This window comes from Streptomyces sp. NPDC055966, assembly GCF_042269865.1.
In the GTDB taxonomy this organism is placed as follows: domain Bacteria; phylum Actinomycetota; class Actinomycetes; order Streptomycetales; family Streptomycetaceae; genus Streptomyces.
The window spans coordinates 90,748-103,677 of sequence record NZ_JBHJYK010000024.1 but is presented as its reverse complement, the minus strand read 5'-3'; the positions used below and the strand labels follow the sequence as shown (position 1 = coordinate 103,677).

The following is a 12,930-nucleotide window of genomic DNA, read 5'->3' as shown; positions in this document are numbered from 1 at the left end:
CGGCACTCGATCGTGTGTTCGATAACGAGTCGGTCCGCCGTTCACCCCGATGTCGCCCGCCCGTCTCCCGTGCGTGCCACCCTCCCCGCGCTGGGCGGAGGCGGAGACACGGAAGGGGAGCGCGGGGGATGGAGAGCGGGCCGGCGATCTTCGCGGGAGTGGTGTTCGCCCTGTTCGGAGGCGCCCTGCTGGCCTGGACCGGCACCCGGGTCCGACACGGGGAACCGGTGGCCCACGGTGTGAACCGAGTCGCATCGGCCACCCTCGCGGGCGTCGCCGGAACGGTCGCGCTCGCCCTCGGCGTGTACTGCCTGACCCGCCTCTGACGTCGGCAGGCGCCCCGCGACGGCCTGTCGCGGGAGTAAGGGGAGCGTTACGCTCCGGACATGGGGCACGGGGCCGCGGGGCGGTCCGGGCGGCAGGAATGCCGGTAGTCGGGTTACCGTTCGAGTGGCCGTTGTGGGCTTTTCCCGTTTGACACGGGGGCGGGATGTACCGTCACACTCCGCAGCGTCACACGTGCCAGCAGTACGCCGCGACCCCGGGACGAAGGCCTGGGGAGGCCACAGCGTCGACCGGAGAGAAGAGCGAAGTTGTCCCCGACCAGCGAGACCGCACAGGGCGGCCGCCGACTCGTCATCGTCGAGTCGCCTGCCAAGGCGAAGACGATCAAGGGCTACCTCGGCCCCGGCTACGTCGTCGAGGCGAGCGTCGGGCACATCCGTGACCTTCCCAACGGCGCCGCCGAGGTGCCCGAGAAGTACACCGGCGAGGTCCGCCGCCTCGGTGTGGACGTAGAACACGACTTCCAGCCGATCTATGTCATCAACGCGGACAAGAAGGCACAGGTCAAGAAGCTCAAGGACCTGCTGAAGGACTCCGACGAGCTGTTCCTCGCCACCGATGAGGACCGGGAGGGCGAGGCGATCGCCTGGCACCTCCAGGAGGTCCTCAAGCCGAAGATCCCCGTCAAGCGGATGGTCTTCCACGAGATCACCAAGGACGCGATCCGCGAGGCCGTCGCCAACCCGCGCCAGCTCAACCAGAAGCTGGTCGACGCCCAGGAGACCCGCCGCATCCTCGACCGCCTCTACGGCTACGAGGTCTCGCCGGTCCTGTGGAAGAAGGTCATGCCCCGGCTGTCGGCCGGCCGCGTCCAGTCCGTCGCCACGCGACTCGTCGTCGAGCGGGAACGCGAGCGCATCGCTTTTCGTTCTGCCGAGTACTGGGACCTGACGGGCACCTTCGCGACCGGCCGCGCGGGAGACCCGTCGGACCCGTCGTCGCTGGTCGCCCGCCTGCAGACCGTCGACGGCAGGCGGGTCGCGCAGGGCCGCGACTTCGACTCCCTGGGACAGCTCAAGAGCGAGAACACCCTCCACCTCGACGAGGCGACCGCCCGCGCCCTCGCCGCCGCCCTGGAGAGCACCCGCTTCTCCGTGCGCTCGGTCGAGTCCAAGCCGTACCGCCGCTCGCCGTACGCCCCGTTCCGTACGACGACGCTCCAGCAGGAGGCGTCCCGCAAGCTCGGCTTCGGCGCGAAGGCCACCATGCAGGTGGCCCAGAAGCTGTACGAGAACGGCTACATCACGTACATGCGTACGGACTCCACGACGCTGAGCGACACGGCGATCGCGGCGGCCCGTGCGCAGGTCACGCAGCTCTACGGCGCCGACTACCTCCCGCCGCAGCCGCGTACGTACGCCGGCAAGGTCAAGAACGCCCAGGAGGCGCACGAGGCGATCCGCCCCTCGGGTGATCGTTTCCGCACCCCGGCCGAGACCGGCCTGACCGGCGACCAGTTCAAGCTCTACGAGCTGATCTGGAAGCGGACCGTCGCCTCCCAGATGAAGGACGCGACCGGCAACAGCGTGACCGTGAAGATCGGCGGCACCGCGGCCGACGGCCGGGACGTCGAGTTCAGCGCCTCCGGCAAGACGATCACCTTCCACGGCTTCCTGAAGGCCTACGTCGAGGGTGCCGACGACCCGAACGCCGAGCTGGACGACCGCGAGCGCCGGCTGCCCCAGGTCGCCGAGGGCGACGCGCTGTCCGCCGAGGAGATCACGGTCGACGGCCACGCCACCAAGCCCCCGGCCCGCTACACCGAGGCCTCCCTGGTCAAGGAGCTGGAAGAGCGCGAGATCGGCCGCCCGTCGACGTACGCGTCGATCATCGGCACGATCCTCGACCGTGGCTACGTCTTCAAGAAGGGCACGGCCCTGGTGCCGTCCTTCCTGTCCTTCGCCGTGGTCAACCTCCTGGAGAAGCACTTCGGGCGGCTCGTCGACTACGACTTCACCGCCAAGATGGAGGACGACCTCGACCGCATCGCCGCCGGTCAGGCGAAGGCCGTGCCGTGGCTGAAGCGCTTCTACTTCGGCGAGACCCTGTCCGACAGCGGCTCCGCCGCGGGCGGCCACGGCACCGCGGCCGACGCCGGCAACGGCGACGGGGACCACCTCGGCGGCCTCAAGGAGCTGGTGACCGACCTGGGCGCGATCGACGCGCGCGAGGTGTCGTCGTTCCCGGTGGGCAACGACATCGTGCTCCGCGTCGGCCGCTACGGCCCCTACATCGAGCGCGGCGAGAAGGACACCGAGCAGCACCAGCGCGCCGACATCCCGGACGACCTGGCGCCGGACGAGCTGTCCGTCGAGCTGGCCGAGGAACTGCTGGCCAAGCCCAGCGGCGACTTCGAGCTGGGCGCCGACCCGGTCACCGGCCACCAGATCGTCGCCAAGGCCGGCCGCTACGGCCCGTACGTCACGGAGATCCTCCCCGAGGGCACCCCGAAGACCGGCAAGAACGCGGTCAAGCCGCGCACGGCCTCGCTCTTCAAGTCCATGTCGCTCGACACGGTGACGCTGGAGGAGGCGCTGCAGCTGATGTCGCTGCCGCGCGTCGTCGGCGTCGACGCCGAGGGCCAGGAGATCACCGCGCAGAACGGCCGTTACGGCCCGTACCTGAAGAAGGGCACGGACTCGCGCTCGCTCCAGTCCGAGGACCAGCTCTTCACGATCACGCTGGAGGAGGCGCTGGCGATCTATGCCCAGCCCAAGCAGCGTGGCCGCGCGGCCGCCAAGCCGCCGCTGAAGGAGCTGGGCACCGACCCGGTCAGCGAGAAGCCGGTCGTGGTCAAGGACGGCCGCTTCGGTCCGTACGTCACCGACGGCGAGACCAACGCGACCCTGCGCTCCGGCGACAGCGTCGAGACGATCACCCCGGAGCGCGGCTTCGAGCTGCTCGCCGAGAAGCGCGCGAAGGGGCCCGCCAAGAAGACCGCGAAGAAGGCGCCGGCCAAGAAGACGGCCCCGGCGAAGAAGACCGCGGCCAAGAAGACGGCGGCGAAGAAGACGACCGCGGCCGCGAAGAAGACCACGGCGGCCAAGAAGACCACCGCCAAGAAGGCCACCGCCGCCAAGGCGACGGCTTCCGGCACGGAGGACTGATCCGCCGCACGGTTTCGCCTCCGGGTTTCCGTTCGGCTTCGCGAAGCGCCCGCCCGGTGTCACTTGGGCACGCCCCGGCATCACTTTGGTGTCGGGGCGTGCGCATGCCAGGACAGGAGACGTGTCCTGTCGGTGGCTGCCGATAGGCTGAACGCATGACGCGAGCCGAGCAGCCAACGGCCCCCACCACAGAACCGGACGAAGCCCTGGTCGCGGACTCCCGCGAGCGCGCCGTCCGCTCCCTGCTGCGCCGACCGGAACTGCGGCGCCTGTGGAGCGCACATCTGGTCGGCGGCACCGGTGACGCCCTCGCCCTTCTCGTCCTGGTCGTCCTCGTCCTCCAGGCGGCGATCGCCCAGGGCGCGTTCGGCGGGGGATACCGAGGCGTGGCGTTCGCAGTGGCGACCGTCTTCGCCGCGCGCGTACTCGCCACCCTGCTCTTCGGCGCCGTCCTGCTCGGCCCCCTGACCTCGCTCACCAGCCAGGAGGGCCCGCTCGACCGGCGCTGGACCATGGTCGGCGCCGACGCCGTGCGCGCCCTGCTGCTGATCGTCGCGCCCCTGTGGATCGACTGGACGCCGGACAACGCCCTGGCCGTCCTGCTCGTCACCGCCTTCGTCACCGGCGTCGCCGAGCGCCTGTGGACGGTGTGCCGGGAGAGCGCGGCCCCCGCCCTGCTGCCCGGCCCGCCCCCGGAGGGCGCCACCGTACGGCCGCTGCCGGACCACATGGACGCCCTGCGCCGGCTGTCGCTGCGCACCGGCTTCCTGGCCGTCCCGCTGGCCGCCGCCGCCCTGGTCCTCGCCGGACTGCTCAACAACCTGCTGGGCACGGGCGTGGCCTGGTTCGACCAGCACCACGCGGCCCTCGGCTCGTACGTCGCGGCGGGCCTGTTCGCCGCCTCCCTGTCCGTGCTGACCTCGCTCGAACTGCCCGACGTGCGCACCCCGCGCGCGCGGTCCCCGCTGGAGGGCCTGCGCCGCCCGCGCACCGGCACCGGCGTCGACAAGGGCCGTACGGGCGCGATCCCGCTGCTGGTCCCGGCCTGCGCCGCCGTCGCCGGCGCCATCGCCGCCGCCGTCTCGGTGTGCGTGCTGCACGCCACCGACCTGGGCGGCGGCCCGGTCCTGTACGGCCTGCTGGTCCTCGGCCTGACCGGCGGCGTCGCCGTCGGCATCCGTACGGCCCCCGCGCTGCTGCCCTCGCTCTCGCGCCGCCGGCTCCTCGCCCTCGCGATCGCCTTCACCGGCATCGCCCTGCTGGCCGCCGGCCTGGTCCCGGACGTCACCACGGTGCTGCTGATCGTCGCCGGCGCCGGCGTCACCGCGGGCGTGGCGGCGAACACCGGGCACGCCTTGCTCGACCAGGAGACCGAGGACTTCCGCCGGGCGCGCGTCACCGAGCACCTGCACGCCGTGGTGCGCGTCTCCATAGCGCTCGCCGTCCTGATCGCGCCCGTCGTCGCCGGACTCATCGGCCGGCATCGCCTGGAGAACGGCCGGTTCGTCTTCGCGCACGGCGGAGCCTCCTTCACGCTGATGCTGGTCGGCGCGCTGCTGCTGCCGGTCGCCGCGCTGGTGCTCGCCAAGGTCGACGACCGCTCCGGCATCCCGCTGCGCCAGGACCTCAAGGACGCGCTGCTCGGCGGGGACGACCCGGTCGAGGCACCGGCCACGAGCGGCTTCTTCATCGCCCTGGAGGGCGGCGACGGCGCCGGCAAGTCCACCCAGGCGGAGGCCCTCGCCGAGTGGATCCGCGCCAAGGGCCACGAGGTCGTGCTCACCCGCGAGCCGGGTGCCACGCCGGTCGGCAAGCGGCTGCGCTCGATCCTGCTGGACGTGTCCTCGGCGGGCCTGTCGCACCGCGCGGAGGCGCTGCTGTACGCCGCCGACCGCGCCGAGCACGTCGACACGGTCGTACGCCCCGCCCTGGAGCGCGGCGCCGTCGTCATCTCCGACCGTTACATCGACTCGTCCGTCGCCTACCAGGGCGCCGGCCGCGACCTGTCCCCGACCGAGATCGCCCGCATCAACCGCTGGGCGACCGACGGCCTCGTCCCGCACCTCACCGTCCTGCTGGACGTCTCCCCGGAGACGGCCCGCGAGCGGTTCACCGAGGCGCCGGACCGGCTGGAGTCGGAGCCTGCGGAGTTCCACGCGCGCGTGCGGGCCGGTTTCCTCACGCTGGCCGCCGCCGACCCCGGCCGCTACCTGGTGGTGGACGCCGGTCAGGAGCCCGAGGCCGTCACCACCGTGATCCGGCACCGGCTCGACACCGTGCTGCCGCTGTCCGAGGCCGAGATCGCGGCCCAGGAGGAGGCGCGGAAGAAGGCCGAGGAGGAGGCCCGCCGCAAGGCCGAGGAAGAGGCCGCCCGCAAGGCCGAGGAGGAGCGCCTGGAGCGGGAGCGCCAGGAGCAGCTCGCCAAGCTGCGCGCCGAGGAGGAGGAGCGCAAGCGCCGCGAGCTGGAGGAGGCGCAGCGCCGCGAGGCCGAGCGGCAGGCGGAGGAGGCCCGGCAGCGGGCCGAGGAGGCCGCCCGGCGCGCGGAGGAGGAGCGCCTGCGGCTGCTCGCCGAGGAGAAGGCCCGCGCCGAGGAGGAGGCCCGCCGCAGGGCCGAGGAGGAGCGGCGCCGCAAGCAGGCCGAGGAGGAGGCCCGGCTGCGCGCCGAGGAGGAGGCGCGGCGCCTGGAGAAGCAGCGCAAGGCCGAGGAGGCGCTGCTGCGTGCCGAGGAGGCCCGCCGTCAGGCGGCCGAGGCAGCGGCGGCGGCCGACACGGCGGCCCGCAGGTCCAGCACCCGCCAGCCGGCGGCGCCGGGTGTCATGCCCGAGGCGTCGACGGTTCCCACGCCGGTCGTGTCCCCGGCGCCGCGCGGTGCCGAGGAGACGGTCCCGACGCCGGTGGTGCCGCTCGGCAAGGACGAGCGTCGTGCCGACGAGGACGCCCGTCCCGCACGCGAGTCCGGGACCGGCACCGCCTCCGAGTCCGAGGTGACCGCCGAGCTGCCGCAGCCGCCGGCCGCCGCTGCGGGCGCGGCGGACGAGACGGCCGTCCTGCCGCCGGTGACCCCGGGCGCGGTCGACGAGACGGCCGTCCTGCCGCCCGTACGGCCCGGCGCGGGCCCCGACGGCTCCGAGGACCGCACCCGCGAGATGCCCCAGCTCGACGCCGACGGCACACCGCGCCGCCGCCCGCGCCCCGACTGGGCCGAGGAGACCCCGCTGGACGACCTGCCGTCGTTGGCGGACGAACTGCTGGGGTCGTACGACGAGCGGGAGTACGGCGACCGGGACGAGGAGCAGGGCGGCAGCCGGGGCCGGGGCCGGCGCGGCTGACGGCAGGCCCCGGCGGGGTCCGGCGAGGCGGAGGGCGGCACGGGTCGGAGGGATCGACCGGCGCCGCCCTCGCGCTTTCCCGACGGCCGCCGGGGCGGCCGGGCGGCGTTGTCAGTGCCCGCCCGCACAATGGAGGGCAGGAACGCGGAGTGTGACGGAAGGGCGGCGTGACCCATGACCGTGTGGGACGACCTCGTCGGGCAGGAGAAGGTGAGCGCGGTGCTCGGCGCCGCCGCGCGGGACGCCGACGCCCTCGTCACGGCCGCCGCGGCCGACGAGCCGCTGCCCGAGGCGTCGAGGATGACGCACGCCTGGCTGTTCACGGGCCCGCCCGGCGCGGGCCGGAACCAGGCGGCGCGGGCCTTCGCCGCGGCCCTGCAGTGCGTGAGCCCCGACCGCGCCCTCGGCGGCTCCCCCGGCTGCGGCTTCTGCGACGGCTGCCACACCGCCCTGCTCGGCACGCACGCCGACGTCAACACGGTCGCCGCGGTCGGCTCCGAGATCCTGGTCAAGGACATGCGGGACACGGTCCGCAAGTCGTTCACGGCGCCGGCGAACGGCCGCTGGCAGATCATCCTGGTCGAGGACGCCGAGCGGCTGAACGAGAAGTCGGCCAACGCCGTCCTCAAGGCCGTGGAGGAGCCCGCCCCGCGCACGGTCTGGCTCCTGTGCGCCCCCTCCGTCGAGGACGTCCTGCCGACGATCCGCTCCCGCTGCCGCCACCTGACCCTGCGCACGCCCTCCGTCGACGCGGTCGCCGACATGCTCATGCGGCGGGACGGCATCGAGCCTCAGGTCGCGGCCGCCGCCGCCCGCGCCACGCAGGGGCACGTGGACCGGGCCCGGCGTCTGGCCACCGACCCGGCGGCCCGCGAGCGCCGGGCCGCCGTGCTGAAGCTGCCCCTGCGGCTCGACGAGGTCGGTGCCTGTCTCCGGGCCGCCCAGGAGCTGGTGGACGCGGCAGCCGAGGACGCCAAGCAGCTCGCCGAGGAGATGGACGGCAAGGAGACGGAGGAGCTGAAGGCGGCGCTCGGCGCGTCCCAGGGCGGTCGCCTGCCGCGCGGCACGGCGGGCGTGATGAAGGACCTGGAGGACATGCAGAAGCGCCGCAGAACCCGCACGCAGCGCGACAGCCTCGACGTCGCCCTCGGCGATCTCACCGCCTTCTACCGCGACGTGCTCGCCCTCCAGCTCGGCTCCCGTGTGGCGATCGCCAACGCCGACGCCGAGGACGCCCTGGACCGGCTGGCCCGGGGCAGCAGCCCGGAATCCACCCTCCGCCGCATCGAGGCGATCGGAGCGTGCCGTGAGGCCCTCGACCGCAATGTGGCCCCGCTGCTGGCGGTGGAGGCGATGACGATGGCGCTGCGGGCGGGGTGACGGCCGTGCGGGCGCCGCGGGAGACGGGATGAGCGGCGGGTGGGTGCCGCCGGGGTGGGCGCGGGACGCCCGTGACACCACTCGCAGTCCCGCATGTCCCCCGTACGAGCACATCACCCGCACGGGCCGCGCCCGATCCGTAGCACAGCGTTACGCTCGCCGAATGCACACCAGGCCATCCCCCCGCCGGACCCGGGGCTCCCGCAGCCGGACGACGGCGCGCCTCGCCGCCAGCCTGCTGGCGGCCGCCGCCCTGCTCGTGTCCGCCTGTTCCCCCGGCAGTTCGACCACCCCGGCCGGCGACACGGCGGATGCGGCGCTGGCCGCGCTGCCGCGGGCGACGCCGCCGGCGCTGTCGTCGTACTACGGCCAGCGGCTGCGCTGGAAGAGCTGCGGTGCCCCGGGCTTCCAGTGCGCGACGATGAAGGCCCCGCTGGACTACGACAACCCCGGGGCCGGTGACGTGCAGCTCGCCGTCGCCCGCAAGAACGCCACCGGCAAGGGTCGGCCGATCGGTTCACTGCTGGTCAACCCGGGCGGTCCGGGCGGCTCGGCGATCGACTACCTCCAGAGCTACGCGGGTGTCGGCTACCCGGCGGGCGTCCGCGCCCGCTACGACATGGTCGCGATGGACCCGCGGGGCGTGGCCCGCAGTGAGCCGGTGAAGTGTCTCGACGGCCGTCTGATGGACGCGTACACGCAGGCGGACATGACGCCCGACGACCAGCGGGAGCGGAACGCGCTGGTCGCGGCGGACAAGAAGTTCGACGAGAGCTGCGGGGCGCACTCGGCGCGACTGCTGCGGCACGTCTCCACCGTCGAGGCGGCGCGGGACATGGACATCCTGCGGGCGGTCCTGGGCGACCGGAAACTGAACTACGTGGGGGCGTCGTACGGCACGTTCCTCGGTGCGACGTACGCGGGCCTGTTCCCCGACCGGGTCGGGCGGCTGGTCCTGGACGGCGCGATGGACCCCTCCATCGACGCCCGCACGCTGAACCTCGATCAGACGGCGGGCTTCGAGACGGCGTTCCAGGCGTTCTCGAAGGACTGCGTACGGCACTCCGGTTGCCCCCTCGGCGGCAAGGGCACGACGCCGGCGCAGGTCGGTGACCACCTCAAGGCGTTCTTCCGCACGCTGGACGCGCACCCGATCCCGACGGGCGACGCGGACGGCCGCAAGCTCAGCGAACCGCTGGCCACGACCGGCGTGATCGCGGCGATGTACGACCAGGGGGAGTGGGAGCAACTGCGCGAGGCGCTGACGTCGGCGATGAAGGAGCACGACGGCGCGAGCCTGCTCGCGCTCTCCGACAGCTACTACGAACGGGACGCGGGCGGCCACTACAGCAACCTCATGATGGCCAACTCCGCCGTGAACTGCCTGGACCTGCCGCCCGCCTTCACCGGCCCCGACCAGGTGCGCCAGGCTCTCCCCACGTTCGAGAAGGCGTCCCCGGTCTTCGGCGACACCCTGGCCTGGGCCGCGCTGAACTGCGCGTACTGGCCGGTGAAGGCCACGGGCAAGCCGCACCGCATCGAGGCGAAGGGCGCGGCGCCGATCGTGGTGGTCGGCACCACCCGCGACCCGGCGACCCCCTACCGCTGGGCCCAGTCGCTGTCCCGCCAGCTCTCCTCGGGACACCTGCTGACCTACGTCGGCGACGGCCACACCGCCTACGGCCGCGGCAGCACCTGCATCGACACCTCGATCAACACCTACCTGCTGAACGGCACCCCGCCGACCCCGGGAAAGCGCTGCTCGTAACCCGGGAAACCCCTGCTCACACCCCCTGCCACCGGCCCCGGACCCTGCGCATCCGGGGCGTGGTCGGAGCACCCTCGGAAACTGTGTAGACTTACCGATGTTGCCGATCGCACCATAGTGCGGACGGCGCGCCGCCTTAGCTCAGATGGCCAGAGCAACGCACTCGTAATGCGTAGGTCTCGGGTTCGAATCCCGAAGGCGGCTCCGAGAAACCCCAGGTCAGATAGTCGATGACCTGGGGTTTTTGTTGCTCGGGGCATGGCGCGTCACACGGCCAGGGCGCTGTGTAGTGGCTTGCGTGAGCGGAGGGGCTCGGCCCCACTCCTTGGGCTTCTTCCTCCGGGCCTGCTTCTTGCGACGCAATCTCGATGTCGATGTCGGCAGCGAGCGTCGCGGCGCCGTGGCGGAGGTCGTGCAGTCGGATCGGCGGGAGACCGAAGGCCCCGACGAGCCGCTCGAAGAGATCGACGACTGCACCTCCGTCACCGCCGGCACCACCACCAACTACACCTACGACGCGGCCGACCAGCTGACCACCGCCACCACCAGCACCCACCGCTTCGAAGACCGGCACGGGCCTGCTGCGCACCACCGTCTGGGACCCCAACAACGCCCTTCCGCAGGCAGCCGCCGACTACACCGGCAGCTACCAGTACAACCCGCTGGAGCAGATCCAGTCCCAGACCCTGCCCAGCGGAGACGCGTACTTCCAGCACCACGACCAACTCGGTTCCGCCACCGACCTCACCGACCCCACCGGCGACCTCCAGTCCAGCTGGACCTACACCGCCTGCGGCCACCGGCCAGTACACCGAACCCACCACGAAGGCCGCCGGCTACAACCTTCGCGCCCGCAACTACGACCCCCGCCACCGGCCGCTTCACCACCACCGACCCCATCCAGCCGCAGCAGGCCGAGCCCTGCACCTCGGCGTACAGGTACACCGGTGACCGGCCGACCTAGCCGTCGACCTCTCGGGCCAGAGCTGGTGGGATCCGATCACCAGCCGCCTCAAAGCCATCGGCAGCGGCCTGAAGGAAGGCGCCGAACTCCCCTTCACCTTCATCGGCGACCTCGGTGTCGGCGTCTCCGGCCGCAATGGCGGCGCTGGCGCCTTCATCGACAAGTACTTCCCCGTCCGCCCCGCCTGCCGCCTCTACCGCGCGGCCGAAATGCTGCGCCGGCAGGGCTGCGACCAACTCACCCAGCAGATCCTCCTCACCGGCCTCGGCGGACTGACCGGCTGGGGAAAGGACGCCGTCGAACCGCCCACGACCCAACCGCGAAGGTTCGGCCCTGGTGCGGCCCATGGCGATGACCCGGCACTCAGCGGAGCCAGTCCTTACATTCCGCGCGGCTTTTCGGACACCGCCCAGGACGAGCAGTTCCTGACGAAGTTGCACGATGGCCAGAATGAACTCGGATTTTCGGACGGACAGACGGAGGACGGTGTGCCCGACCGCTTTTACCTCTTCGGCTCGACCGGTGCAGACCTCGCCGAAGTCAGCGAGAACCTGGCCCGAACGCTTGCCGCCGAATTGGAGGAGCACGAGAGTTCGTACGCGGGTGGCATCTACTTTCTGTTGCGGAGCGCGCAGTTCGAAAAGGCAACCGTGGAAGAGAACTGGACGGACGAAGAAGGGAACCAGTCGGAGCCCGATTTTCCTGACTATTCGACCCTTGTATACCTGACGAATCCAGACCAATCTGTGCTGACTTCACTCGGTGGCATGCCGGATCTGACGAGGCTGCGTTTGGACGAGGTCACGTAAGAACCACGAAGGCCCTGGTGGGCAGTGTGAGCGTCCCGGTGACGAACCGCGTCACTCCCCGTCAGCTCGCCGCTGTGTCAACCGAGCCGCACCGCACATCACGGCGATCATGCCCGGACCGGGTGGTTCCGGACACCGAAGCGCCGTCCGGAACCACCCGGCAAGCCTTGGCCAGCCCTCGGAGCAAAGGGGCCGCAAAGTGAATCCGGATCGGGTGAACCCGCGGAGCTGAGGCAACATCTTGGTGAACGGGGAGCGCCGCGCGGTCAGGGTGCGGCGCCGCCGTCGGCCCGATGGGGTGAAGGACGTGGTGGAGCCGAGGATCGCCGTCGCCGTGGTGACGATGGGCAACCGGCCCGCCGAGGTCGACGCCCTGCTGGAGTCCGTGGCCAAGCAGGATCTCGCCCCCGCCCGCATCGTGGTCGTCGGCAACGGCTGCCGGCTGCCCGAGTTCGCCGGCCGGCTCTCGCTGCCCGGTGAGGTCACCACCATCGACGTCGAGGAGAACCTCGGCTGTCCGGGCGGCCGGAACGTGGCCCTCGCCCGGCTGCGCGCGTTCGGGGACGTCGACATCGTCGTCGAGCTGGACGACGACGGACTGCTCGTCGACGCCGATGTGCTGCGCCGCGTGCGGGACCTGTACGCCGCCGATCCGCGTCTCGGCATCGTCGGGTTCCGCATCGCCGACGAGCACGGCGAGACGCAGCAGCGGCATGTGCCCCGCGTCGGGAAGTCGGACCCGCTGCGCGGGGGGTACGTCACCGGGTTCCTCGGCGGCGGGCACGCCCTCAGCATGGCGATGCTGGCCGAAACCGGGGACTGGCCCGCCGAGTTCTTCTTCGCGCACGAGGAGACCGACCTCGCCTGGCGCGCCGCGGACGCCGGCTGGAAGATCCTCTACGCCCCGCAGCTGCTGCTCCAGCACCCCAAGACCTCGCCCGCCCGGCACGCCATCTACTTCCGCGTCAACGCCCGCAACCGTGTCTGGCTGGTCCGCCGCCGGCTGCCGTTGCCCCTCGTCCCCGTGCACCTCGGGGTGTGGACCCTCCTCACTCTCGCCCGCACCCGCTCCCCGGCAGGGCTGAAGGCCTGGCTCGCCGGGTTCGTGGAGGGCCTGCGGGAGCCGGCCGGTGAGCGGCGGCCCATGCGCTGGCGGACGGTGTGGCGGCTCAGCAGGCTGGGGCGCCCGCCCGTGATCTGAGCGGTGGGCGGCGTCGGCCGGGAGCCT

At 72.3% G+C, this 12,930-nt stretch carries 8 protein-coding genes and 1 tRNA gene; 8 read left to right on the top strand and 1 reads right to left on the bottom strand.

The annotated features are described in order from the left end of the window. The first annotated feature begins 128 nt into the window (after positions 1–128). From ACFC8N_RS38750 to ACFC8N_RS38725, 6 genes are all read left to right on the top strand, one after another. On the top strand, positions 129–326 hold the full coding sequence (locus tag ACFC8N_RS38750) for a hypothetical protein (protein ID WP_356029321.1): 198 nt from the start codon (positions 129–131) through the stop codon (positions 324–326). Positions 327–593: 267 nt separating this feature from the next. After that, a complete protein-coding gene (topA, locus tag ACFC8N_RS38745) occupies positions 594–3,452 on the top strand; it encodes a type I DNA topoisomerase (RefSeq protein WP_376293777.1) in 2,859 nt (952 codons plus the stop codon). A 155-nt stretch (positions 3,453–3,607) separates the two neighbouring features. Further along, entirely contained in the window at positions 3,608–6,781 is a 3,174-nt protein-coding gene (tmk, locus tag ACFC8N_RS38740) for a dTMP kinase (RefSeq protein WP_376293774.1), read from the top strand. Between the two features lie 174 nt (positions 6,782–6,955). Continuing rightward, a complete protein-coding gene (locus ACFC8N_RS38735; RefSeq protein WP_356029314.1) occupies positions 6,956–8,161 on the top strand; it encodes a DNA polymerase III subunit delta' in 1,206 nt (401 codons plus the stop codon). A 163-nt stretch (positions 8,162–8,324) separates the two neighbouring features. Beyond that, on the top strand, positions 8,325–9,929 hold the full coding sequence (locus ACFC8N_RS38730) for an alpha/beta hydrolase (protein ID WP_376293772.1): 1,605 nt from the start codon (positions 8,325–8,327) through the stop codon (positions 9,927–9,929). Positions 9,930–10,059: 130 nt separating this feature from the next. Next, positions 10,060–10,133: transfer RNA gene (locus tag ACFC8N_RS38725), tRNA-Thr, on the top strand. Positions 10,134–10,889: 756 nt separating this feature from the next. Here ACFC8N_RS38725 and ACFC8N_RS38720 read toward each other — a convergent pair. Continuing rightward, positions 10,890–11,129 carry a hypothetical protein gene (locus ACFC8N_RS38720; RefSeq protein ID WP_376293769.1) on the bottom strand — a complete coding sequence of 80 codons (240 nt, stop codon included), beginning with the start codon at positions 11,127–11,129 and terminating at the stop codon, positions 10,890–10,892. Here ACFC8N_RS38720 and ACFC8N_RS38715 point away from each other — a divergent pair. After that, the gene (locus ACFC8N_RS38715) at positions 11,103–11,702 is read left to right on the top strand and encodes a hypothetical protein (RefSeq protein ID WP_376293767.1); all 600 of its coding nucleotides are present in this window, start codon (positions 11,103–11,105) and stop codon (positions 11,700–11,702) included. The two genes, ACFC8N_RS38720 and ACFC8N_RS38715, sit on opposite strands and share 27 nt — an antisense overlap. Positions 11,703–12,009: 307 nt before the next feature. Further along, complete coding sequence (locus ACFC8N_RS38710) at positions 12,010–12,903, top strand: glycosyltransferase (RefSeq protein ID WP_356029304.1); 894 nt, start codon at positions 12,010–12,012, stop codon at positions 12,901–12,903. The last annotated feature ends 27 nt before the right edge of the window (positions 12,904–12,930 follow it).